The sequence below is a fragment of the Sphingomonas fucosidasi genome (assembly GCF_036663855.1).
Classification (GTDB): domain Bacteria; phylum Pseudomonadota; class Alphaproteobacteria; order Sphingomonadales; family Sphingomonadaceae; genus Sphingomonas; species Sphingomonas faeni_B.
This window is the reverse complement of record NZ_JAXOJR010000001.1, coordinates 678348-700837: the sequence shown is the minus strand read 5'-3', so window position 1 is coordinate 700837 and position 22490 is coordinate 678348. Positions and strand designations below refer to the sequence as shown.

Sequence of the window (22490 nt, the reverse complement as noted above, 5' to 3'; positions counted from 1 at the left end):
ACCAAGGCTGCCCTGCCCACTGCCATTCGGTTCAGCAGGTCGACGCGATCACCCCTGTCGGTTTGACGATGGTGGAAAGATCGCGCCGCTCGCGCACAGCCATCGAGGCGATCTCGGTAATCGTGGCCGATGGCACGAGCGACGCGCTTACCAGCGGTTTGTAGACGTAATAAACCTCGACGAACATCGTCGCACTATTGTCCTGCGCTGTGATCTGGCGCCCGGCGGGTCCCACGCCGGGCAGGTTGCTCGACGGTGCCGTGCCGTATGTCGAGCCATGATTCGTCTTCAGGCCGTAGCAGCGCTGCCACTTTATCTGGAATTTATTGGCATTGGCCGGATCCTGCTCGATATCCGACAGGATTACGCGACCGTTCGTGCGCAGGTCGAGCGAGCCCGACTGGAGATTGGCGCCGACGAACAGGTCGTTGATATCGACCTCGCTGATCGTCTTGGCGGCCAGCGGCGAACCGATCCCCATCCGCGCGGCATTGTCGGCCAGCATCAGCGCGAGCTGGCTGACCTGCATCTTGGTCGTGATGAAATTGGTGATTTCCGCTCCCGTCAACGAGAGCGTGAGGAGCACCGGGAAGACGATCGCAAATTCGAGCAACGCCAGCCCCGATCGATCGTGGCGGAGCCGTCCTGCGCTGCGGATCAGTCGTCGGACCGTGATCATGGGCAATACCTGGTTGCAGTACCGGTCGTGACCTGCTGGTCCGAATACGGCTGGTTCTGCAGGATCGTGGTGGCGGACACCGTCCGAGTCGCCGTTCCACCCGCATATTTATACAGCGGCAGGATAGAGGGGTAGGTCGCGGTGACCGTATAGATCACGCGGTCCTTCGCGCCGCCCTGACCCGCGCCGCCGCCATCGGGGTCCCAGGCGCTGTTGTTGTTAGCATCGATATACGGCTCGCCGGCGTCGCAGGTCTTGTTATCGTTCGTATCGGTATAGGCCTCCGGAATCTTCGCGGCTGCTTGCGTATAGGTGGTGAACGAGCGCCGCGTGAACTTCACCGCCGCGCTGTTGTACAGCAGCCGGACCTGGCTCGTGACGTCGGCGTCGATGACGGCTTGCCGTGCCGTCGATCCGGCGTCTTCCAATGCCGAATCGCGTCCCGTCTTTTGGACGATGCCACGCAGTACCGACTGCATGTAGAGCGTATGCGCGATGTCGAACGCGCCGACGAGGAACAGCACGAGTACGGGCGCGACAAGGGCGAACTCGACGAGCGCCACCCCGCGTCGATCGCCGGCGAGCGATGTCGAGGCGCGACGCCACCTCACTTCGTAAGCCGCAATTGCGAGATCTGATTCGCTATGCTGCTGAATGCAGTCTGCAACGCGGCCGAGCTCGATGCCTTGAAATAATAGCTGCTTGAGGTCGCGCAGGTTTGCAGGCGGCTCTCCGTCGTGGAGTTCGATCCGTCGCCGAACGAGATAACCCATAGCGTGATGTTCTTGTTCTTCACGGCCGTGCACAGCGCAGCGAAGCGGGCGTTGATCTCATCGTTGTAACTGTCGGTGGTAGCGCCCGGGTTCGCCACGTTGCGCTTGTCGAACCATGGTACGCCGTAAGCGCCGTAGTCGTTGAGACGGGTCGCGGTGTCGCCATCGGTCATGAAGATCATATGTCGCTCGATATCGCCGCCCTGCTGAGTAGTCGCGTTCTCGGACTTGAAGATGCCGGTCGGCGACATGAGGCGCGCACCCCACAGGATACCGATGTCGTGATAGGTGTTGCCCTCCGGCGTCAACTTGTCGACATAATCGTCGAACACTGCAGGATCGCCCCAGGCCTGAAGCTTCCGGGCTGGACGTGGGCACGCGTAATAGGAGCCGTTGCCGTATTCGTCCGTGGTGGTAACCGAGTTCCGGTTCCACCCGCCGGTACTGTTCCCGTTGCTCTGCCGGGTGTAGATCACGTCGGGGAGGGCAGGAGCCCATAATGTCGAGGCGTCGCCGGGAACGGGCGCACTGTCTATATCGAGATCTTTCGCGCCAGCCGGTATCGGGGTAAAATTCGTCCCGGACACGGTCGCCCGTTCCTCAATGCATCCATCCCAGTCGATCGTCTTGGCGGTCCCGTTATTACCGATGGGCAACGTAAAGCTGGTGTTCCAGGTTGATCCGTTCTTCAGTCCGGAAATGTCATGGGTAATTTGGCCATAGCGCCAAGTTACCGTGTTGACCCTGTCCTGATAATAATACGTACAGCTCGTATAGATGAAGTATGCGGAGCCCTTAACGACCGAATATTGACGGGTGGCCGTTGATGCCGGAGCCGCAGGACAGTTGGTGCTACCGAGATAGAACTGCTGGTCGTATTGTATAGTGGGACCAAATCCGGAACTTGTCGAGTTAACGGTTCGAGATTGGTAAGGCCAAGAATTCGCGACGAAGTTGGTCGGAAGAAGATATCCGACGTTGACGTTGGTCGCGTAAGGCACGAATCCAAAGCGGATCTGTACCCCGGTGGTCCCTCCAGTTGGCTTGCTCGCCGCGCAGACTGCATCGGTAGGGAGCTTGGCAAGAATTTCGTAGAAGCACTTTACCGCGCTCCGCAGGCCTTGGATCTTGGTCTGTGGATCGGTGTTGACGGCCTTCTGCGCCATCGAACCGGTCGTATCGAGCACGAACATCACGTCGGTGTTGGGCAATCGCATCTCGGCGTCGCAGGTGACGGTCAGCGCCCTGCTGTCGAACCCCATCACCTTCATCAGTGTCATCGGCAGGACCGCACCGACCACGCCCGACACCTTGCCGCCGCTCTCGGAAAAGCTTTTGGTAAGGCCGGTGCTGCCATACGCGCCATCGGCGAAATTGGCGGTGAAAAACTGGTTCGCTGCGGCGTTACTGGTCGCGCCCCATGTGCCGCCACCCATTTGCTTGCGCCCCGCAAGCACGGCTGCATCGCACGCGTGCTGCATCCGCGTCTTGGTCAGCCAGAGCCGGCTCATGTCCATCGCACCGCCAACCATGCCGGTCAGTGGTATCAGCGCTGCCGCGGCGATCATCAGCGTATTGCCGCCGGTGTGCCCGAGGAAACGACACAGTAGAGGAAGCCACGCAAAACTGCGCATGCCGTTGCTCCTTTCCCGTTTCGCTTTATTGGACACTGCCGACCCCGCGGATGATGATGAGGCTGCATCCTTGGGGCCCCGACCGATAAAGGCAGTACAAGCAACATGGTTAAGGCGTCGGAAACCGAACACGTGATCGATCGTGGTCGAGGTCGGGCGCCCGAGCGAAGTCTTTCGCTGAGCTATGCCGATCCCGTCGCACGCCCGGCTCTCGAAGCCCTATTCGCGCTCGACGATACGCTGGGTGCGATCCTGCGGACGACGCGGGAGCCGTTGGTTGGCCAGATGCGACTGACGTGGTGGTATGAGGCGCTGGGGCGGCTGGACATTGCGCCAGCGCCCGCCGAGCCCGTGCTGACCGCGCTCCAGGCGTGCGTGCTGCCGGCTGGCGTATCGGGGACCATGCTGGCGGCGATGACCGATGGGTGGGAGGCTCTGCTGGAGCCGGTGCTCGATGCCGCGGCCGTGGAACGGTTCGCGCGCGATCGGGGGCGCAGAGTGTTCGAACTGGCCGGCACATTGCTGTCGGTGACCGATGCGCGCGTTGGGCTGGCAGGCGAGGGTTGGGCGATGGCCGATCTGTCTCAGCGGCTGACCGACGCGCCGAGCCGTGCGTTGGCGCACGCGCGGGCAGTCGAAGCGCTCGACGCGGCATTGCGGGGTCGCTGGCCGGGCAGGGCACGGGCGCTCGGGGCGATGGCGCTATCGGCGCGGTTCGACGTGTCGGATTCACCGCCGCCACCCGGCAGCCCGAAGCGGGTCGGGCGGTTGGCGTGGCACAGACTGACCGGATACTGACCAATCGGATGGGGATCGTCGCATCCGGGGCCTAGCGTGCAGGCTTGGGCAATGGGGGTGGCGGCGATGTGGCGGTATCTGGCGGGCGGGGCGGCGGTGATCGCATTGATCGTCGCGGGGTTCATGCTGTTCAGCGGAAACGCGCGGCCCCGGCCCCTGCTGCCTGCACAACCGATGTCGCAAGCGGGCAGCGCGGCGGTCCCAACCGATCCGCTACCCGATGCCGCCCCTGAGGCGACAGCCAAGACGCGCGAACAGAAGCGCTTCGATCGCTACGACAAGGACCGCGATGCGCAGATCACGCGCGAGGAATATCTCGTCCAGCGGCGCAAGGCTTACGCGCGGCTCGACGTGGACGGCGACGGGAAACTGTCGTTCGACGAATGGGCGGTGAAGGCGACGACCAAGTTCGCCGACGCGGACCGTGACAAATCGGGCACGATGACCGCGCCTGAATTTGCCACGACCGGGGTCAAGCGGAAGGGGCCAGCTCGGCTGAATTGTCCACCGGTTCAGGCTGTTGCCGAGGAGAGTTGAGCCACTCTGCGAGCGCCGCACGGCCCCGGTCGGTATACATCCGCTTGCGATCGGTCTTCTTCGTCCGGCCGGGGATCGGCGGGAACAGCCCGAAGTTCACGTTCATCGGTTGATACGTCTCGGCCTCCGCGCCCCCGGTGATATGCCCGAGAAGTGCGCCGAGCGCGGTCGCGTACGGAGGCGGCGTCAACGTCTTGCCGGTGAGTTCGGCCGCCGCGAACAGCCCAGCGAGCATGCCGATCCCGCAGCTTTCGATATACCCCTCGCACCCGGTGATCTGGCCAGCGAAGCGGATGTTCGGGCGCGACTTCAGTCGCAGCGTCTCGTCGAGCAACTCTGGCGAGCGGATGAACGTGTTGCGGTGCAGCCCGCCGAGGCGCGCGAACTCCGCATTTTCCAGGCCGGGAATGGTGCGGAACAGCCGCACCTGGTCAGCGTGCTTCAGCTTGGTCTGGAAGCCGACGATGTTCCACAGCGTGCCTTGCGCGTTGTCCTGGCGGAGTTGGACGACGGCGTGCGGCCAGCGGCCGGTCTTGGGATTGTCGAGGCCCACCGGCTTCATCGGGCCATAGCGCAGCGTATCGACGCCGCGTTCGGCCATCACCTCGATCGGCATGCAGCCGTCGAAATAGGGCGTGTCCTTCTCCCACTCCTTGAATGGGGTCTTCTCGCCGTCGACCAGCCCCTGGTGGAAGGCCAGATACTGGTCCTTGTCCATCGGGCAGTTGATGTAATCCTTGCCCTCACCCTTGTCCCAGCGCGACGCGAACCACGCGGTATCCATGTCGATCGAATCGCGGTGGACGATCGGCGCGAGCGCGTCGAAGAACGCCAGCGCCTCGCGCCCGGTCTCTGCCCCGATCCCGGCGGCGAGCGAGGCGGCGGTGAGCGGACCGGTGGCGATGATCGTCGGGCCGGCGGGCAGGGCATCGACGCGTTCGCGGACCAGCGTGATGTTCGGATGCTGGTCGATCGCCTCCGTCACGCTGTTCGAGAAATTGTCGCGATCGACGGCGAGCGCTGAGCCTGCGGGAACGCGGTGGATATCGGCCTGCCGCATGATCAAGGAGCCGAGCGTGCGCAGCTCCTGGTGGAGCAGGCCGACCGCGTTGCTCTCCGCATCGTCCGAGCGGAAGCTGTTCGAGCAGACGAGTTCGGCAAGCCCGTCGGTCTGGTGCGCGGGCGTGCCTTCCCCGCTGCCGCGCATTTCGGAAAGGCGCACCTTGAGGCCGGCCTCGGCAAGCTGCCAGGCGGCTTCGGAACCGGCGAGGCCGCCGCCGATGACATGAATATCGTGGGTCATTCCGGTCAGATAGCGCGGGACAGCTGTCCTGTCAGCGGTTGTCGTGTCGGCGGTGCCATCCCACTTCGCCTTCATGACCCACCCCGCGAAGATCTTCACGATCGGCTACGAGGCCACGACGATGGCTGATTTCCTCAGCGCGCTGAAGGCGGCGGGGGTGGAGCGGGTAATCGACGTCCGCGCGCTCCCGTTATCGCGGCGGCCTGGGTTCTCGAAGACGTCGCTGGCGGCGTCGTTGCGCGAGGTCGAGATCGACTACGTCCACCTGAAGGCGTTGGGAACGCCGAAGCGCGGACGCGATGCGGCGAAGAAGGGCGACGTGGCAACGCTGACCGCGGTGTATGACGAGCAGCTGGAGTTGCCCGAGGCTCAGGCACAGGCGGCGATCATGCTCGGGTTGGCCGCGGAGAAGCCGAGTGCGCTGCTGTGTTACGAGCGCGACCCGTGTCATTGCCACCGGACGCTGTTGTTGCGGGCGGTGGCGGTGGGCGAGGGGGGCGAGGTCGTGGATCTGTTCACATAGGCAACGCTCGCTGTCATTTCGTAAAACCCCGCCACGCCGCCTCGTCCGCTATCCGTCACCCCAGCGAAAGCTGGGGTATCGCTGTTTGGCGCGCTGCATCTGCCTGGAGAGATACCCCAGCTTTCGCTGGGGTGACGGTTACTAGGTGGGGGCATGCGCAAAGTCGCGATTGAGGATTATGCCGACAGGGTAATACAGGCAATTGTTGCAACACAGCACACTCTCCGCTAACGCACCCCCACTCGCTTGGACCCGGTGCAATTCCGGGTGGCTATTCCGGCCGCCGATCCGCCGGACAACGCACCGACGCCTTTATCACGAACCGCCCGCGCAATCGCCGCGGTTCTCGCGTCCTATGCGGATACACACATGACATCACTCTCTCGTTACCGGGCCGAATGGTTCAGCGGCCCCACGGCCGCGCGCCGTGACGTTCTCGCCGGCATGGTCGGCACCTTCGCACTGATCCCAGAGGTCATCGCCTTCTCGTTCGTCGCCGGCATCGATCCCGAAGTCGGCCTGTTCGCCTCTTTCGTCATCGGCATCGTCATCGCATTCGCCGGCGGGCGCCCGGCGATGATCTCCGGCGCGGCAGGGTCCGTCGCACTCGTCGCCGCTGCGCTCGTCCACGCATACGGCCTGCAATATCTGCTCGTCGCGACGATCCTCGCGGGCGTGCTCCAGATCGCATTCGGCCTCGCCAAGCTCGACATCCTGATGCGGTTCGTGTCGAAGTCGGTCTATGCCGGCTTCGTCAACGCGCTCGCGATCCTGATCTTCTCGGCGCAGGTGCCGCAGATGGTCGGCGTCAGCTGGCAGGCCTATGCGATGATCGCCGGCGGCCTCGCGATCATCTACCTCGTGCCACGCATCTCCAGCGCGATCCCCTCGCCGCTGATCTGCATCGTCGTCCTCACCGCGATCGCGATGTGGGTCCCGATGCCGCTCAAGACCGTTGGCGATCTCGGCCGCTTGCCGGATTCACTGCCGTCGTTCGGTCTGCCCAACGTGCCCTTCAATTGGGACACGCTGCGGATCGTCGCCCCTTACGCATTCGCGATGGCCGCAGTCGGCCTGCTCGAATCGATGATGACCGCCAGCGTGGTCGACGAACTCACCGAGACGACCAGCTCGAAGGCACGCGAGTGCACCGGGCTCGGCCTTGCCAACATCGCGGCGGGTGCGTTCGGCGGCATCGCTGGGTGCGGGATGATCGGTCAGACCGTCGGCAATGTCCGCTACGGCGGCACCGGGCGGCTCTCGACGATGGTCGCGGGCGTGTTCCTTTTGATCGTCATGGTCCCGCTGCGGCCGTGGGTCGCGCAGGTGCCGGTCGCGGCGCTGGTCGCGATCATGATCATGGTGTCGATCAGCACCTTTTCCTGGGGCTCGCTCCGCGACCTCGCACGGCACCCCAAGATGTCGAGCGTGGTGATGGTCGCGACCGTCGTCGTCACCGTCGCGACTCACGATCTGTCGCTCGGCGTCGGCGTCGGCGTGCTGCTCAGCGGCGTGTTCTTCGCTTGGAAGGTCACCCGGCTGATGGACGTCGCGATCGATCACGACGTGGCAAGCGACACGCGCATCTACCGGGTAAGCGGACAGATCTTCTTCGCCAGCGCCGACATTTTCGCCGATCGCTTCGACCTCCGCGAGACGGCCCGCGCCGTCCGTATCGACCTGACCAACGCGCATCTCTGGGACGTCACGGCGGTCGCCGCGCTCGAAGATGTGGTCGGCAAACTGCGCCGCCACGGCCGCGAGGTCGAGGTCATCGGCCTCAACACGGCGAGTGCCACGCTGGTCGATCGGCATGCCCCGCTGATGATGGACCCGATCGGGGGCTAGTGCTCGATCTTTGGGGCGGGCGAGAAATACGATGCTGTACGCGCCGCCCCGACGCCCTACGTCGAGGGGGATGACGAAACTTCCAGATACCGGCCCCGTGTCGCTCACGCATCTCCAGCGGCTCGAGGCGGAGAGCATCCATATCTTGCGCGAGGTGGTCGCCGAGTGCGAGCGCCCGGTGATGCTCTACAGCGTCGGCAAGGACTCCGCGGTGATGCTGCATCTCGCGCGGAAGGCCTTCCACCCGTCGCCGCCGCCATTTCCGCTGCTGCACGTCGATACGACGTGGAAGTTCAAGGCAATGTACGATCTGCGCGACCGGATGGCGGCGGAGAGTGGCATGGAGCTGCTCGTCTACAAGAACCCCGAGGCCGAGGCGCGCGGGATCAACCCGTTCGATCATGGCGCGTTGCACACCGATATGTGGAAGACCGAGGGGCTCAAGCAGGCGCTCGATCTGCACGGGTTCGATGCGGCGTTCGGCGGCGCGCGCCGCGACGAGGAGAAGAGCCGCGCGAAGGAACGCGTCTTCTCGTTCCGCGCGGCGCATCACCGCTGGGACCCGAAGCAGCAGCGCCCCGAACTGTGGAACCTCTACAATGCGCGGAAGGCGAAGGGCGAGAGCATCCGCATATTCCCGATCTCCAACTGGACCGAACTCGATGTCTGGCAATATATCCAGCTCGAGGACATCCCGATCGTCCCGCTGTATTTTGCCGCGCCGCGCCCGACCGTCGAGCGCGACGGGATGCTGCTGATGGTCGACGACGATCGCTTCCGCCTGGAGCCGGGCGAGGTGCCGGTCCAGCGCTCGATCCGCTTCCGCACGCTCGGCTGCTATCCCCTGACCGGTGCCGTCGAGAGCGAGGCGGCCAGCCTGTCCGCGGTGATCCAGGAGATGCTGCTGACGACCACCAGCGAACGGCAGGGCCGCGCGATCGACCGCGACGCGGGCTCGGCGAGCATGGAGAAGAAGAAGCAGGAGGGCTATTTCTGATGGCTACGCGCACGCAGGAATCTGCCTACCAAGTGCAGGACATCATCGCCGAGGACATCGATGCCTATCTGCTCCAGCACCAGCATAAGAGCCTGCTCCGCTTCATCACCTGCGGGTCCGTCGATGACGGAAAGTCCACACTTATAGGGCGCTTGCTGTACGATTCTAAGATGATCTTCGAGGATCAGCTTGCCGCATTGGAGAGCGATTCGAAGAAGGTCGGCACGCAAGGCCAGGAGATCGACTTCGCCTTGTTGGTCGACGGGCTTGCCGCCGAGCGCGAGCAGGGCATCACGATCGACGTCGCCTATCGCTATTTCTTGACCGAGAAGCGCAAGTTCATCGTCGCCGATACGCCGGGGCACGAGCAATATACGCGCAACATGATCACCGGCGCGTCGACCGCCGATCTGGCAGTGATCCTGGTCGATGCGCGCAAGGGCATACTGACGCAGACCAAGCGGCACAGCTATCTGGCGCATCTGATCGGCATCCAGCACCTCGTGCTAGCCGTGAACAAGATGGACCTCGTCGGCTACGACCAGGCGACCTACGACCGGATCGTCGCGGACTATGCGGCGTTCGCGGAGTCGATCGGGATCGCCGGCTTCACGCCGATGCCGATCTCCGGCTTCAAGGGCGACAACATCACCGCCCCGAGCGTGAACACGCCCTGGTACGAGGGGCCGACGCTGATCGATCACCTCGACACGGTGACGCTCGACGTCAGCGGAGATCAGGCGGGCGCGTTCCGGATGCCTGTGCAGTGGGTCAATCGTCCCAACCTCGATTTTCGCGGCTTCTCGGGGCTGGTCGCGAGCGGATCGATCGCGCCGGGCGACGCTGTGCGCATCCTGCCGGGCGGACGCACCTCGACGATCGCCCGCGTCGTCGCGTTGGGCGGTGATCTGCCGAGCGCGGTCGCCGGGCAGTCGGTGACGCTGACGCTCGCGGACGAGATCGATTGCTCACGCGGCGACGTGATCGTGGCTGCGGACTCGCCGCCCGAGGCTGCCGATCAGTTCGAGGCGACGGTCGTGTGGATGGCGGACGAGGAGATGCTGCCGGGACGGCCCTACTGGCTGAAGCTCGCCACGCAGACCGTGACTGCGACGGTCCAGCAGCCGAAATACCAGATCAATGTCAACACGATGGAGCGGCTTGCTGCCAAGACGCTCGAACTGAATGCGATCGGGATTGCGAACCTCTCGACCGACCGGCCGCTGGTGTTCGAGCCCTATGCGGACAATCGCCAGCTTGGCGGGTTCATCCTGGTCGACAAGATCACCAACGCGACCGTCGCGGCGGGGATGCTGCACTTCTCCCTCCGGCGTGCGCAGAACGTGCATTGGCAGGCGACCGACATTGGCCGTGAGGCGCACGCGGCGTTGAAGAACCAGAAGGCGGCGGTGCTGTGGTTCACCGGGCTGTCGGGCGCGGGCAAGTCGACGATCGCCAATCTCGTCGAGATGAAGCTCGCGCGAATGAACCGGCACACGTTCCTGCTCGACGGCGACAATGTCCGCCACGGCCTGAACCGCGATCTTGGCTTCACCGATGCGGACCGGGTCGAGAATATCCGGCGTGTCGGCGAAGTCGCCAAGCTTATGACCGACGCCGGGCTGATCGTCATCACCGCGTTCATCTCGCCGTTCCGCGCCGAGCGCGAGATGGTGCGGCAGATGATGGCGCCGGGCGAGTTCATAGAGGTACATATCGATACGTCCCTCGCCGAGGCCGAACGGCGCGATGTGAAGGGGCTGTATGCGAAGGCGCGGGCGGGCAAGCTGGCCAACTTCACCGGTATCGATTCGCCCTATGAAGCGCCGGCGAACCCGGAGATCCGCATCGACACGACCGGCATGACCCCGGAAGAGGCGGCCGACGCGATCGTCGCGATGTTGATCCCATGAGTGCGATGACCGACGGCGAACTCGCCGCGCATCTGGCGGAGACGGCGGGGCGGTTGCTGCTCGAAGTGCGGCGGTCGGGCGTGTTCTCGCCGGGCGCACTCGGCAAGGCAGGCGACGAGACCGCGAACGCGTTCCTCGTCCATGCGCTTCAGGACGCGCGGCCGGACGACGGGCTGTTGTCCGAGGAGCGCAAATGCGACGGCACGCGCAATTCGATGTCGCGCGTGTGGATCGTCGATCCGGTCGACGGCACGCGCGAATATGGCGAAGCGCGCGACGACTGGGCGGTGCACGTCGCGCTCGCGATCGATGGTGTCGCGACGGTCGGCGCGGTCGCGCTACCGGGACTGGGCTTGGTCCTGCGCTCGGACCGGCCCGTACCGGTGCCGCCACCGGGCTATCCGCTACGGATGGTCGTCAGCCGGACGCGACCCGCGCCCGAGGCGGTGAAGGTCGCGGAGGTGCTCGGCGCGACGCTGATCCCGATGGGCTCGGCGGGCGCAAAGGCGATGGCGGTGGTCCGCGGCGAAGCGGATATCTACCTCCACTCGGGCGGTCAGTATGAATGGGATTCCGCCGCGCCGGTCGCGGTCGCGACGGCATTCGGGCTGCATTGCAGCCGGATCGACGGCTCGCCATTGGTGTATAATTGTCGGGATGTCTACATGCCCGACTTGCTGATCTGCCCCGTCCCGCTGCGCGACCGGGTGATGGCAGCGATGGCGGCGTAAACGTCCGTACGATCTTCCCCCGCCAGGGGGAGGTGGCACCGAAGGTGACGAGGGGGAGGGAAGGAAAACCGCTGTTGCGTGTCCTCCCCCTCCGTCAGGCTACACCTGCCACCTCCCCCTGGCGGGGGAGGATCGTAAATACCTTACTGCTGCGGTTCGGCGTCGTTCTCCACCGGTACTTCATCGCGCGTCACGCGCGCCGTCATCCCCGTCGCATCCGCATCGTCGAGCATCTGCTCGTCCGGCGCGATTGGCTTTTCGCGCGGCGGTTCGACCACGGCTGGCGCAGGCGTGGCCGCTTCGACCGGTGCAGCCTCGACCGGGGCAGGGGCTGCCTCGGACTCGGTCACGCCGGTATCCTCGACCATGTTGGTATCCGTCGGCGGCTGCTCGGGCTCGGAGCTCGAACAGCCGGCTAGCGCCATCGCGGCAAGCAGGCCGCCGGCGATGGCGGTACGGGTACGGGTGGACATCGTCATGGCGTTTCTCTCAGCGAGCGGCGATCGTCTGGCGTGCGGTGCGCGCCTCGATCTTGGAAGCGAGGATGCCGTCCCAGTCATAGGGATCGGCGCGGAAGTTCATCTGGCCGTTGCCGCTGGCAAACGCGGTCCAGTAGAGCAGGTAAACCGACACCGGCTTCACGAGGCGCGCACGCACCGTGTCACCCTTTGCGACCGCGGCGTCGACCGTCTCGGGCGTCCAGGCGGGATCGCCCTTGAGCAGCAGGTCGGCAAGTTCGCCCGGCTTTTCAAGGCGTACGCAGCCATGGCTCGAAAGCCGACTGAAGCTCGCGAACTTGGCACGGCTCGGCGTGTCATGGAGGTACACTGAATATTCATTGGCGAAATCGAACTTGAAGCGGCCGAGCGCGCTCTGGTCGCCGGCCTGCTGCTGCAACCGCTTACCATCAATCACCTTGAAGCCGTTGCGCTTGAAGTAACCGGGGTTCGCGCGCTCTTTCGGCCACAACTCCTTCGTCGCGATCGAGGTCGGCACGTTCCACGGCGGATTGATGACGATGCTGTGGATCGTCGAGGAGAGCATCGGCGTCTCGTCGCCCGGCCGACCGGTCACCGCGCGCATCGACTGCACCGGGGTGTCGCCGTCGAACACGGTGAGCACGGCCGCAGCGATGTTTACCTGAATGCGATCACGCGGCAGATCCTGCGGGAGCCAGCGCCAGCGCTCCATGTTCGCCATGATCTGGCGCACGCGATCTTTCGCCGACACGTTCAGCGCGGCGAGCGTCTGGGTCGAGACGATGCCGCTGGGGTTGAGCCCGTAGCGGCGCTGGGCGCGACGGACCGCATCGAGCAGGCCCGCGTCGAACGTGTCGCCGCTGGTCGAGACGTCCTTGTCTTCGGCCGCAAGCCGCTTGCGGAGCGCGATCACCCGCGGGCCTGTAGCACCGAGCGTGAAGTCCGGCCCCGAGGCGAGCGGCGACCAGCCACCGGCAGCGGCGATCGAACGGTAGTTCTGGAGCCCCTTGCGAAGCCCGTCATAGCCTGCATAGGGCGGCGGCAACGACGCGAACCACGCCGCGATCCGGTCGAGCCGGATCGCGTCGGCGAACGCCGGGGTCGGATCGTATGCGGGCGGGCGCAGGCCCCAGTCCCGCTGGAAATCGGCCTCGCTGAGCCGACCCGCATGGACCGCGCGCGCATGGTCGAGCGCGGCGCGGACGAGTTCCTCCTTGGTCGGCGCGGTGGTCGACGCGGTCGCGGCGGACTTGAGGCCCTGCGCGACGATGTCGCTGTTGAGCAGCTTGTCGAGCAACGTCGCCTGCGCATCGCTCAGCGGCGGCACGGTGATGACCGGCGGGGCAAGCATGGGCGCAGCCATCGGGCTGGCCGGGGCGACCGTCGGCGCCACCGGTGGGGGCGTAACCTGTTGCGCGGCCAGCGGCGTTGCCATGAGCAGCGGCATCGCGGTCGCTGTCGCGGCAACCGCGATCGCCGACCGGATCATACCGGCCTTCACTCGTCCATCATCCAAACCGCGCGCCATACTCATCCTGTCTAACCGTATCTCGTCGACGCTTTCGCACGACGTAGCTCTCCCTTAGCTGAACCGGAGTCGCTAAGCATCGCCAATCGGGCCGATTTCGTCGGTTCGAGCCTAAGCCGCGGATTTTTCCTGCCGGGCGAGAACCTCATACGCCATCACCGCGGTCGCGACGGCCGCGTTGAGGCTGTCCGCCTTGCCGAGCATCGGGATCTTGACCAGCACGTCGCAGGATTCGGCCATCTCGGGCGGCATGCCCTGCGCTTCGTTGCCGGTGAGCAGGAAGGTCGGGCCGGTATAGGTGGCCGAGCGGTAGTCGGTATCCGTATCGAGGCTGAGCCCGACCAACTGACCGGGCCCGGCGCGCAGCCACGCGTGAAACGGCTCCCACTCCGTCTTGACGACGGGGATCGTGAACAGCGCACCCATGCTCGCGCGCACCGCCTCGACGGAGAAGGGATCGACCGACTCGCCGATCAGGATCAGCCCGCCCGCGCCGACCGCGTCGCCGGTGCGCAGGATCGTGCCCAGATTGCCGGGATCGCGCAGCCGCTCCGCGACCAGCCAGATGCCGGCGCTGTTGCGGTCGAGGTCTTCGAGCCTGGCGTCGAACTCGTCGAACACGCCGACCACGGCTTGCGGGTTGTCCTTGCCCGACAGCTTCGAAAGAATGTCCGGCGTCGTCTGGATCGACTCGCCGCCCGCCTCCTCGACGTCCATCGACAAAGCATGGACCAGCGGATGGTTCGCGCTGGCCGCCGCGTAGAACAGGGTGCGGGGCAGGCGGCCCGTCTCGCGCGCCTCGGTGAGGATGCGCAGGCCCTCCGCCAGGAACTGCTTGGCCGCACGCCGATGGCGCTTGTCGCGCAAGTCGCGGACATACTTGATCAGCGGGTTGGAAAAGGCGGTTATCTCGCGGGGCATTTAGCTCCCCTTCCGTTTGCGGGAGGGGTTGGGGGAGGGGTTTGTAAACACGCCGCCGCTCATGCCCTCCCCCGACCCCTCCCGCAAGCGGAAGGGGGGGAAGAACGTCAATCCTCGCCGAACTTCGCCTCGACCAGTTCGGCGAGCGCAGCCACGGTATGCTCCGCACCGTCGCCACTCGCGCTGATCGTGATCGCGTCGCCCATCGCCGCGCCGAGCATCATCAGCCCCATGATCGAGGTGCCGGTGACGTGATCCGACCCGTCCTTGGTCACGCGCACCTCGACACTATGCGTCGAGGCGAGCGTCACGAACTTGGCACTGGCCCGCGCGTGGAGCCCGCGGCGGTTGGTGATCTGGACGGTGCGCGAAACCTCGCTCACGCCGCAGCCTCGCCGAGAACCTCGGAGGCTACCGAAATATATTTGCGACCCGCCTCACGGGCAGCCGCGACGGCGGCGACGACGGTCATCGACTTGCGCGCCGACCCGAGCCGGATCAGCATCGGCAGGTTCATCCCCGCGATCACCTCGATCCGGCCGCGCTCCATCAGCGAGATTGCGAGGTTGGAGGGGGTGCCGCCGAACAGGTCGGTCAGCACGATCACGCCCCGCCCGACGTCGACCGCCTGGATCGCGGCGGCGATATCCGCACGCCGCTCCTCCATGTCGTCATCGGGACCGATCGCGATCGGCGCGACGCGCTCCTGCGGGCCGACGACGTGGATCATCGCGCGAACGAATTCTTCGGCCAATCGACCGTGCGTTACCAGAACAAGGCCGATCATGTCAGCGTTTCATACTCATAAGACGACCGGTGATCCCTCGAGCGCATCCTGCGGTGCGGCCCCTAGGTCGCGGTGGTCGACACTGGGGGAAAAACCCGCTTCGCGCAACCGTCGGCCGATCCGTTCGGCGACATGAACCGACCGGTGTCTCCCTCCGGTACACCCAATCGCGACCGTCACGTACGACTTGCCTTCCGCCCTGTAGCGCGGGAGCAACAGCATCAGCAGCTCCTCGATCCGACTCACCGCCGCCTCGTACGCGGGATCGGCCATGATGTAGGCGGACACGTCACCGTCGAGCCCGGTACCGGGACGCAGCGTGGCATCCCAGTGCGGGTTGCGCAGAAACCGCATGTCGAACACCAGGTCGGCGTTGCGCGGCAGGCCGCGCGCGAAGCCGAACGAGCGGATCGACAACGTCGGCTCGCCGAGACGATCGCCAGAGAAATTGGCGCGGATCTGTTGCGCGAGTTCGTTAGCCGACATCTCGGTCGTGTCGATCAGCCGGTTCGCCCAGTCGCGCAGCGGCGCGAGCAGATCGCGCTCGCGGCCGATGCCGTCTATCGCGGGCCGGTCCAGCGCGAGCGGATGGCGCCGCCGCGTCTCGGAATATCGCCGCTCGAGTTCGGCGGCCGAGCAATCGAGGAACAGCGTGCCAATTTCGAGACCGTGACGATCGCGGAATTCGCGAATCCGGCGAACGATCCGCTCGGGGTCGAAATCGCGGGTACGCGCGCCGATGCCGATCGCGAGCGGCTGCGAATCGTCGGGCGAACCCTCGGGGAGGGGCGCATCGAGCAATCGGTCGAGCAACAGCAGAGGCAGGTTGTCGACGACCTCCCAGCCGAGATCCTCCAGCGTCTTGAGGACGGTCGATTTGCCGGCCCCCGACATGCCGGTGACGAGAAGGATGTCCTTCGGACGGGTCATTTTAAAGGCTCCGGATTGCGCAATGCGAGTTCGACCTTGATCGGGGCGGACGCTTCGAAGGGATCGACCGCGAACTGGCGGACGTCGATCCCCGCGATCTTCCGGGCACGGCGTTCCGGCATCCGCTCGATCGCGCCGTCGACCCGGACGAGCAGGCCCACCGGAACGTCGTCTACATGCGGCATGGCGAGGATGCCGATGCCGCGGACTTCGATCCGCCCGGCGATCGTCGTCGGTGCCCGCGCGAGGAGGATCTTGCCCGAGCGTACCACGAGCGTCTGGTCGTCGCTGACGAGGATCGCGCCACGGTCGATCAGGCGCAGCGCGAGGTCGGACTTGCCCGATCCCGACGCGCCCTCGATCAGCACGGCAAGCCCGTCGATCGCGACCGTGGTGGCGTGTAGCCGATCGGAGGAGGGGACTGCCACGTGCGGCTCTTACATCGGCATTTCGGCGAGCGGTAGTCGCACGACGAAGCGCGCGCCGCCGATCCGGTCCTCTCGCGATTCGACGAAGATCGCGCCCTGGTGCCCGTCGACGATGGTCCGCGCGATCGCGAGCCCCAGGCCCGAATGCTGGCCGAACGTCTCGCTGTCCGGACGGACCGAGTGGAACCGCTTGAACACGTCCTCGCGTGCTTCGTCGGGTACGCCCGGGCCCTCATCCTCGACGCGGATGACGAGTTCGTCGCGGTCGGGGATCGCGGAGATCGCGATCAGGCCGCCGTCGGGCGAGAAGGAGAGCGCGTTGTCGATCAAATTCTCGAACACACGTTCGAGCCGTGCACCTTCGCCGAGGACGATCGTGCGGTCGTCGGGATTGCGGTCGAACAGGACGCGGATCCCACGCTCGATCCCGCGTGCGTCGCGTTGCGCGACCAGCCCGTCGATCATCGCGGCGATATCGACCGGCTCGAACTTGGCGCGGCTCAGCTGGGCGTCGAGTCGCGAAGCCTCGGAGATATCGGACAACAACCGGTCCAGCCGCTGGACGTCGTCGCGGACGATCGCGAGCAACTGCGCCTGGAGCGCCGGGTCCTTCACGCGCGACAGGCCCTCGACCGCGGACCGGAGCGAGGCGAGCGGGTTCTTCATCTCGTGCGTCACGTCGGCAGCGAACGCCTCGGTCGCGTCGATCCGCGCCCTCAGCGCAAGGCTCATATCCGACAGCGCCCGCGCGAGCATGCCGAGTTCGTCGCGGCGCGAGGGGAGGCGGGGCACCACGACCTCCCGCGCCCGCCCGAGCCGCACCCTCACCGCCGCCCGCGCGAGGCGCCGCAGCGGCCGGACGATCGTCCGCGCGAGGAACAACGACAGCAGGATCGACACGATCGACACGCCGAGCAGCACCATGCTGAGCCGGAACCGCTCGATCCGCACCGTCCGGGTGATGTCGCGCGCGTTCACCGTCGTCATCACGACCCCGCCGGCGCGAAGCGGCGCGGCGGCGGTGATGACCGGCGTCCGATCGGGCGCGCGCCAGACCGTCGTCGCAACCCGGCGTCGTGCCTGTGCGGTGGCGACATCGGGCCAGCGCGGGCCCTCGTTCCGCTCGCGGTAGAGTGGTGGCCGCGGCGCCATGACGACGACGTCGATCACCGCGTCGAGAAACCGCGCAATGACCTGGTCGCGGTCCTCCTTGTCGGGGTCCTGCAAGACGAAATTGCGTAGCCCGAGCGACCGACTGTCGACGATCGTCGTGCTGCCAGGGTCGAACACGCGGATTCGCGAACCGGTATCGGCAGCCAATCTCAGCACCAGCGGGTTGCGCTGCGCAGGATCGACCGACGAGATCGCCTCGCCGATCAGCCGCGCCTCGCGCGCGGTCTGTGCGACGCGGCTGTCGACGATCCGGCTGCGATAGGAATCGAGATAGAAGAACCCGCCTGCGAGCAGCAGCAACGCGAAGATGTTGACCGCCAGGATGCGCCGCGTGAGCGAGATCTGTCCCGACCAGCGCAGCGTGAGATCGCGGCCGTCGTCGCCGAGCTCATTCCTCAGAAAATCGATACCCGGCACCATATAATGTCTCGATTGCGTCGAACGCGGGATCGACCTGCCTGAACTTGCGGCGGAGTCGCTTTATGTGGCTGTCGATGGTCCGGTCGTCGACGTAGATGTCGTCCTGATAGGCCGCATCCATCAACTGGTTGCGCGTCTTGACGATGCCGGGTCGTTGCGCAAGCGTTTCGAGGATCATGAACTCGGTGACCGTCAGCGTCACCGGCTCGCCGCCCCACAAAGTCCGATGCCGCGCCGGATCCATGCTGAGCCGGCCGCGCGCGAGTGGTCCGGCGGCTTCCGCTTCGGTCTCGGTACCCGGCGACTGCGCGAGTTCGGTCCGGCGCAGGATCGCGCGAATGCGGGCGATCAACAGCCGCTGCGAGAACGGCTTGGCGATATAGTCGTCGGCGCCCATCGCGAGCCCCAGCGCCTCGTCGAGCTCGTCGTCCTTGCTGGTCAGGAAGATCACCGGGATCTGGCTCTTCTCGCGTAGCCGGCGGAGCAGTTCGAGCCCATCCATACGCGGCATCTTAATGTCGAAGATCGCGAGGTCGGGCGGGTTGTCGGTCAGCGCCTTCAACGCGGTCTCGCCGTCCGAATAGACGCGCGTGACGAAGCCCTCGGTCTGCAGCGCGATCGACACGGAGGTCAGGATGTTGCGGTCGTCGTCGACCAGCGCGATCGTTGCCGTCATTACTGGGTCGCCTGCCTCGGTCGTTGGCGTATCGGCGTAGGCCAATCCGCGACCGCACTCAACTAAGACCGTATCGGGACAGCGTCATCGATCAGCGTATTTGACCCGTCGAAACGCGCCCCGTACAGCCGCCCGCAACGACATACATACGTATGCGAACAATATCTGGAGAGATGCCTTGTCCAACGAACGTATTCCTGCCGGCGGCCTAGCCGCGCAGGGGATAGAAACCCACGCCACCCTGCATTGGAACCTGGTCACCGCGCAGCTTGTCGAAGCCGCGCTCGAGCGCGGCGAGGGAACACTGTCCGCCGATGGTCCATTGGTTGTCGAGACCGGCGCGCATACCGGGCGCTCGGCGCAGGACAAGTTCATCGTCCGCGATGCCGAGACCGAGACGACCGTCTGGTGGGGCAAGAGCAACAAGGCGATGGAGCCCGCGCATTTCGCCGCGCTGAAGGAGGATTTCTTCGCCGCGCTGGCCGCCAAGGACGAACTGTTCGTGCAGGATCTGTACGGCGGATCGCAGGTCGACCACCGCGTGCAGGTCCGCGTCGTTACGGAACTGGCGTGGCATAACCTATTCATCCGTACGATGCTGGTGCGGCCGGAACAGGCTGCGTTGAAGGACTTTGTCGCGGACTACACGATCGTCGACCTGCCGAGTTTCCGCGCCGATCCTGCGCGCCACGGCTGTCGCAGCGAGACGGTGATCGCGGTCAACTTTACCGACAAGCTGATCCTGATCGGTGGCACCAAATATGCCGGCGAGATGAAGAAGTCGGTGTTCGGCCTGCTCAATTATCTGCTCCCGCCGACCGGCGTGATGCCGATGCATTGCTCCGCCAACATGGGCGTGAACGGCGATACCGCGGTGTTCTTCGGCCTGTCGGGCACTGGCAAGACGACGCTCTCGGCGGACGCGAGCCGGACGCTGATCGGCGACGACGAGCATGGCTGGTCGGATACGGCCGTCTTCAATTTCGAGGGCGGGTGCTACGCCAAGATGATCCGCTTGTCGCAGGATGCCGAACCAGAGATCTTCGCGACCACCAAGCGGTTCGGCACGGTGCTCGAGAACGTCGTGATGGACCCAGCGACGCGCCTGCTCGACCTTAACGACCACACGCTGGCCGAAAACAGCCGCGGCGCATATCCGATCGACTTCATCCCGAATGCGTCCGCCGAGAACATGGGGCCGGTGCCGCGCAACATCGTGATGCTGACCGCGGACGCCTACGGCGTGCTGCCGCCGATCGCCAAGCTGACGCCCGACCAGGCGATGTACCATTTCCTATCGGGCTACACCGCACGCGTCGCCGGGACCGAGATCGGCGTGACCGAGCCCGATGCGACCTTCTCGACCTGCTTCGGCGCGCCGTTCATGCCGCGGCATCCCTCGGTCTACGGCAATCTGCTCAAGGAGCGGATCGCGAAGGGCGGCGTCGATTGCTGGCTGGTCAACACCGGCTGGACCGGCGGCAAATACGGCGTCGGCAACCGCATGCCGATCAAGGCGACGCGGGCGTTGCTGAACGCGGCGCTAGACGGGAGCTTGAACGACGCCGAGTTCCGGACGGACCCGAACTTCGGGTTCCAGGTGCCGGTGAGCGTACCGGGCGTAGACAGCGCGATCCTGGACCCGCGCACGACCTGGGCGGACAAGGACGCGTATGACGCGACGGCGGCCAAGCTGGTCGACCTGTTCGTCGAGAACTTCGCCCAGTTCGCCGAGCATGTCGACGAAGGCGTGCGGCAGGCGGCGCCGAAGGTGCGGGAGACGGCGTAACTTAAAACTCCTCTCCCCTCGGGGAGAGGAAGGGGCCCGCACGACGCAGTCGGGTGGGAAGGTGAGGGCACGGTCCTGCTTGGCTTGCCCTTTCCCCATTCGTCATCCTGACGAAAGTCAGGACCCAGAGTACCAGGCGTTGCGTCTCGTGGCTCTGGGTCCTGACTTTCGTCAGGATGACGGGTCGAGGGGCTCCACCACGACTTCACCGCCGACAACCGCCGCAATCCGAACCCGCGTCCCAACGCCCGCATTCTCACCACGAGCCGGCCAACTCCCGTCCCCCACCAGCACCCGACCACGCCCCCCGACCAGCGCCGTCTCCACCACCACGACCTGCCCCACCAACCGCGCCGACCGATCGTTCAACATCGGATCCCCGCCCTCGACCGGATAATCCCGGTACCAGCGCTTCCCGATCAGCACCGTCACCGCACTCCACATCGCAAACGCGGCCAATTGCGCCGCCACCGGCAAGTCCGGCAACGCGAACACCGCGACCCCGGTCACCGCCGCAGCGATCGCCAGGAACACCAGGAACACCCCCGGCACCACAAGCTCGGCGATCCCCAGCACGAGCGCCGCGATCAGCCACGCGCCAGCCGCCCCAATCGCATCCATCAGCTTTTCGGAAGCTCAGTCGACCCAGACAACTCGAACGGCCCGCGAGCGGCAGGCTTGGCCGGCGGCGGCGCGACCGCATCGCGCAACGCATCCTTCGCCAACTCGCCAATCCCGCCAAGCGTCCCCATCAACTGTGTAGCCTCGACCGGAAACAGGATCGTCTTCGCATTCGGAGACGTGGCAAACTTCCCGATCGCCTCCACATATTTCTGCGCGATGAAGTAGTTGATCGCCTGCGCGCCGCCCTCCTCGATCGCCTGCGATACCGCCCGCGTCGCCGAAGCCTCCGCCACCGCCGCCCGCTCACGCGCCTCCGCGTCACGGAACGCCGACTCCTTTCGCCCCTCGGACTCAAGGATCCGTGCCTGCTTCTGCCCCTCGGCGCGCAGGATTTCCGAAGCCCGCGAACCCTCCGCATCCAGAATATTCGCCCGCTTCTCGCGCTCGGCCTTCATCTGCCGTCCCATCGCGTTGACGATGTCGGCCGGCGGACGGATGTCCTTGATCTCGACCCGCGTGATCTTCACGCCCCACGGCGTCGTCGCATGATCGACCACGTTCAGCAGCCGCGCATTGATCTCGTCGCGCTTCGACAGAGTCTCGTCGAGGTCCATCGACCCCATCACCGTGCGCAGGTTCGTCGTCGTTAGCTGCAACAACGCCTGGTACAGGTCCGACACCTCGTATGCCGCCTTCGCCGAGTCGAGCACCTGGAAGAAGACGACCCCGTCGGTCGAGATCATCGCGTTGTCCTTGGTGATGATCTCCTGCCCTGGGATGTCGATCACCTGCTCCATCATGTTCACTTTCCGCCCCACCCGGTAGAAGAACGCGGGGTAGAAGTTGAAGCCGGGTCGCGCGACCGTCGTGAACCGGCCGAAATGCTCGATCGTGTATTGATAGCCCTGGTGGACGATCTTGATGCTGGTGAAGAGGTACAGCAGCACCAGCGCCAGCAGGAGCGCGGCAACGATCAGGCCCATCGAACAATCCCCCATC

The 22490-nt window shown here is 65.4% G+C and carries 23 protein-coding genes and 1 other annotated feature; of the genes, 8 read left to right on the top strand and 15 right to left on the bottom strand.

Features of this window, described 5'->3' with window-relative positions; genetic code table 11:
- Positions 1–31: 31 nt before the first annotated feature.
- From U1737_RS03035 to U1737_RS03025, 3 genes are read right to left on the bottom strand one after another with little or no spacing between them, the layout of a single operon-like run.
- Complete coding sequence (locus U1737_RS03035) at positions 32–679, bottom strand: TadE/TadG family type IV pilus assembly protein (protein ID WP_332795551.1); 648 nt, start codon at positions 677–679, stop codon at positions 32–34.
- The gene (locus tag U1737_RS03030; RefSeq protein ID WP_248520673.1) at positions 676–1290 is read right to left on the bottom strand and encodes a TadE/TadG family type IV pilus assembly protein; all 615 of its coding nucleotides are present in this window, start codon (positions 1288–1290) and stop codon (positions 676–678) included. The genes U1737_RS03035 and U1737_RS03030 overlap by 4 nt, the downstream gene beginning before the upstream one ends.
- The gene (locus tag U1737_RS03025; RefSeq protein WP_248520674.1) at positions 1287–3086 is read right to left on the bottom strand and encodes a TadE/TadG family type IV pilus assembly protein; all 1800 of its coding nucleotides are present in this window, start codon (positions 3084–3086) and stop codon (positions 1287–1289) included. The genes U1737_RS03030 and U1737_RS03025 overlap by 4 nt, the downstream gene beginning before the upstream one ends.
- A 105-nt stretch (positions 3087–3191) precedes the next feature.
- Between U1737_RS03025 and U1737_RS03020 the strand changes: the two genes are divergently transcribed.
- Both U1737_RS03020 and U1737_RS03015 read left to right on the top strand, forming a co-directional pair.
- Positions 3192–3884, top strand: a complete 693-nt coding sequence (locus U1737_RS03020) for a squalene/phytoene synthase family protein (protein WP_332795550.1) — start codon at positions 3192–3194, stop codon at positions 3882–3884.
- Between the two features lie 36 nt (positions 3885–3920).
- A complete protein-coding gene (locus tag U1737_RS03015; RefSeq protein WP_443027068.1) occupies positions 3921–4421 on the top strand; it encodes an EF-hand domain-containing protein in 501 nt (166 codons plus the stop codon).
- Here U1737_RS03015 and trmFO read toward each other — a convergent pair.
- Entirely contained in the window at positions 4357–5724 is a 1368-nt protein-coding gene (gene trmFO, locus U1737_RS03010; RefSeq protein WP_332795644.1) for a methylenetetrahydrofolate--tRNA-(uracil(54)-C(5))-methyltransferase (FADH(2)-oxidizing) TrmFO, read from the bottom strand. The genes U1737_RS03015 and trmFO overlap by 65 nt on opposite strands.
- A gap of 73 nt (positions 5725–5797) precedes the next feature.
- Here trmFO and U1737_RS03005 point away from each other — a divergent pair, with 73 nt between their 5' ends.
- From U1737_RS03005 to U1737_RS02985, 5 genes are all read left to right on the top strand, one after another.
- The gene (locus U1737_RS03005; RefSeq protein ID WP_332795549.1) at positions 5798–6247 is read left to right on the top strand and encodes a DUF488 domain-containing protein; all 450 of its coding nucleotides are present in this window, start codon (positions 5798–5800) and stop codon (positions 6245–6247) included.
- Positions 6248–6492: 245 nt separating this feature from the next.
- Positions 6493–6548: a sequence feature (sul1 is cis-regulatory element that is thought to sense ions involved in sulfur or methionine metabolism; They are found in Alphaproteobacteria), on the top strand.
- Between the two features lie 68 nt (positions 6549–6616).
- Positions 6617–8095 (top strand): SulP family inorganic anion transporter, encoded by a 1479-nt coding sequence (locus U1737_RS03000; protein ID WP_332795548.1) that lies wholly within the window; start codon positions 6617–6619, stop codon positions 8093–8095.
- A gap of 70 nt (positions 8096–8165) precedes the next feature.
- Positions 8166–9092: a sulfate adenylyltransferase subunit CysD gene (gene cysD / locus U1737_RS02995; RefSeq protein ID WP_332795547.1), complete on the top strand. Its 927-nt coding sequence runs from the start codon at positions 8166–8168 to the stop codon at positions 9090–9092.
- A complete protein-coding gene (gene cysN / locus U1737_RS02990; protein WP_332795546.1) occupies positions 9092–11005 on the top strand; it encodes a sulfate adenylyltransferase subunit CysN in 1914 nt (637 codons plus the stop codon). Before cysD ends, cysN begins: the two co-directional genes overlap by 1 nt.
- Positions 11006–11010: 5 nt before the next feature.
- Positions 11011–11736, top strand: a complete 726-nt coding sequence (locus U1737_RS02985) for a 3'(2'),5'-bisphosphate nucleotidase CysQ (RefSeq protein ID WP_443027079.1) — start codon at positions 11011–11013, stop codon at positions 11734–11736.
- A 143-nt stretch (positions 11737–11879) separates the two neighbouring features.
- Here U1737_RS02985 and U1737_RS02980 read toward each other — a convergent pair whose 3' ends face one another.
- The 9 genes from U1737_RS02980 to U1737_RS02940 all read right to left on the bottom strand — a co-directional run bounded on the left by U1737_RS02980 (position 11880) and on the right by U1737_RS02940 (position 19078).
- Positions 11880–12215, bottom strand: coding sequence for a hypothetical protein (locus U1737_RS02980; RefSeq protein WP_332795544.1), 336 nt, complete (start codon positions 12213–12215; stop codon positions 11880–11882).
- A 10-nt stretch (positions 12216–12225) separates the two neighbouring features.
- Entirely contained in the window at positions 12226–13704 is a 1479-nt protein-coding gene (locus tag U1737_RS02975; RefSeq protein ID WP_443027078.1) for a L,D-transpeptidase family protein, read from the bottom strand.
- 150 nt (positions 13705–13854) lie between these two features.
- On the bottom strand, positions 13855–14664 hold the full coding sequence (locus U1737_RS02970) for a TrmH family RNA methyltransferase (RefSeq protein WP_332795543.1): 810 nt from the start codon (positions 14662–14664) through the stop codon (positions 13855–13857).
- A 107-nt stretch (positions 14665–14771) separates the two neighbouring features.
- Entirely contained in the window at positions 14772–15047 is a 276-nt protein-coding gene (locus tag U1737_RS02965) for an HPr family phosphocarrier protein (RefSeq protein ID WP_248520683.1), read from the bottom strand.
- The gene (locus tag U1737_RS02960; RefSeq protein WP_056058662.1) at positions 15044–15451 is read right to left on the bottom strand and encodes a PTS sugar transporter subunit IIA; all 408 of its coding nucleotides are present in this window, start codon (positions 15449–15451) and stop codon (positions 15044–15046) included. Before U1737_RS02960 ends, U1737_RS02965 begins: the two co-directional genes overlap by 4 nt.
- Positions 15452–15466: 15 nt before the next feature.
- The gene (gene rapZ / locus U1737_RS02955) at positions 15467–16381 is read right to left on the bottom strand and encodes an RNase adapter RapZ (RefSeq protein ID WP_248520684.1); all 915 of its coding nucleotides are present in this window, start codon (positions 16379–16381) and stop codon (positions 15467–15469) included.
- Complete coding sequence (locus U1737_RS02950) at positions 16378–16809, bottom strand: HPr kinase/phosphorylase (protein ID WP_332795542.1); 432 nt, start codon at positions 16807–16809, stop codon at positions 16378–16380. Before U1737_RS02950 ends, rapZ begins: the two co-directional genes overlap by 4 nt.
- A gap of 9 nt (positions 16810–16818) precedes the next feature.
- Complete coding sequence (locus tag U1737_RS02945) at positions 16819–18402, bottom strand: sensor histidine kinase (RefSeq protein ID WP_332795541.1); 1584 nt, start codon at positions 18400–18402, stop codon at positions 16819–16821.
- Positions 18371–19078: a response regulator transcription factor gene (locus tag U1737_RS02940; protein WP_187504848.1), complete on the bottom strand. Its 708-nt coding sequence runs from the start codon at positions 19076–19078 to the stop codon at positions 18371–18373. Before U1737_RS02940 ends, U1737_RS02945 begins: the two co-directional genes overlap by 32 nt.
- 178 nt (positions 19079–19256) lie before the next feature.
- On the opposite strand from U1737_RS02940, the gene U1737_RS02935 reads away from it, so the two are divergent.
- The gene (locus U1737_RS02935; RefSeq protein WP_332795540.1) at positions 19257–20867 is read left to right on the top strand and encodes a phosphoenolpyruvate carboxykinase; all 1611 of its coding nucleotides are present in this window, start codon (positions 19257–19259) and stop codon (positions 20865–20867) included.
- A 171-nt stretch (positions 20868–21038) separates the two neighbouring features.
- Here U1737_RS02935 and U1737_RS02930 read toward each other — a convergent pair whose 3' ends face one another.
- Both U1737_RS02930 and U1737_RS02925 read right to left on the bottom strand, forming a co-directional pair.
- Positions 21039–21488 carry an NfeD family protein gene (locus U1737_RS02930; RefSeq protein ID WP_248520688.1) on the bottom strand — a complete coding sequence of 150 codons (450 nt, stop codon included), beginning with the start codon at positions 21486–21488 and terminating at the stop codon, positions 21039–21041.
- On the bottom strand, positions 21488–22474 hold the full coding sequence (locus U1737_RS02925) for an SPFH domain-containing protein (protein ID WP_332795539.1): 987 nt from the start codon (positions 22472–22474) through the stop codon (positions 21488–21490). Before U1737_RS02925 ends, U1737_RS02930 begins: the two co-directional genes overlap by 1 nt.
- Positions 22475–22490: the final 16 nt, after the last annotated feature.

Coding starts and splice junctions, on each gene's coding strand:
- U1737_RS03035 (WP_332795551.1), bottom strand. CDS start 679: ATGATCACGGTCCGACGACTGATCCGCAGCGCAGGACGGCTCCGCCAC.
- U1737_RS03025 (WP_248520674.1), bottom strand. CDS start 3,086: ATGCGCAGTTTTGCGTGGCTTCCTCTACTGTGTCGTTTCCTCGGGCAC.
- U1737_RS03020 (WP_332795550.1), top strand. CDS start 3,192: ATGGTTAAGGCGTCGGAAACCGAACACGTGATCGATCGTGGTCGAGGT.
- trmFO (WP_332795644.1), bottom strand. CDS start 5,724: ATGACCCACGATATTCATGTCATCGGCGGCGGCCTCGCCGGTTCCGAA.
- U1737_RS03005 (WP_332795549.1), top strand. CDS start 5,798: ATGACCCACCCCGCGAAGATCTTCACGATCGGCTACGAGGCCACGACG.
- U1737_RS03000 (WP_332795548.1), top strand. CDS start 6,617: ATGACATCACTCTCTCGTTACCGGGCCGAATGGTTCAGCGGCCCCACG.
- cysD (WP_332795547.1), top strand. CDS start 8,166: ATGACGAAACTTCCAGATACCGGCCCCGTGTCGCTCACGCATCTCCAG.
- cysN (WP_332795546.1), top strand. CDS start 9,092: ATGGCTACGCGCACGCAGGAATCTGCCTACCAAGTGCAGGACATCATC.
- U1737_RS02985 (WP_443027079.1), top strand. CDS start 11,011: ATGACCGACGGCGAACTCGCCGCGCATCTGGCGGAGACGGCGGGGCGG.
- U1737_RS02980 (WP_332795544.1), bottom strand. CDS start 12,215: ATGACGATGTCCACCCGTACCCGTACCGCCATCGCCGGCGGCCTGCTT.
- U1737_RS02975 (WP_443027078.1), bottom strand. CDS start 13,704: ATGATCCGGTCGGCGATCGCGGTTGCCGCGACAGCGACCGCGATGCCG.
- U1737_RS02970 (WP_332795543.1), bottom strand. CDS start 14,664: ATGCCCCGCGAGATAACCGCCTTTTCCAACCCGCTGATCAAGTATGTC.
- U1737_RS02960 (WP_056058662.1), bottom strand. CDS start 15,451: ATGATCGGCCTTGTTCTGGTAACGCACGGTCGATTGGCCGAAGAATTC.
- rapZ (WP_248520684.1), bottom strand. CDS start 16,381: ATGACCCGTCCGAAGGACATCCTTCTCGTCACCGGCATGTCGGGGGCC.
- U1737_RS02945 (WP_332795541.1), bottom strand. CDS start 18,402: ATGGTGCCGGGTATCGATTTTCTGAGGAATGAGCTCGGCGACGACGGC.
- U1737_RS02940 (WP_187504848.1), bottom strand. CDS start 19,078: ATGACGGCAACGATCGCGCTGGTCGACGACGACCGCAACATCCTGACC.
- U1737_RS02930 (WP_248520688.1), bottom strand. CDS start 21,488: ATGGATGCGATTGGGGCGGCTGGCGCGTGGCTGATCGCGGCGCTCGTG.
- U1737_RS02925 (WP_332795539.1), bottom strand. CDS start 22,474: ATGGGCCTGATCGTTGCCGCGCTCCTGCTGGCGCTGGTGCTGCTGTAC.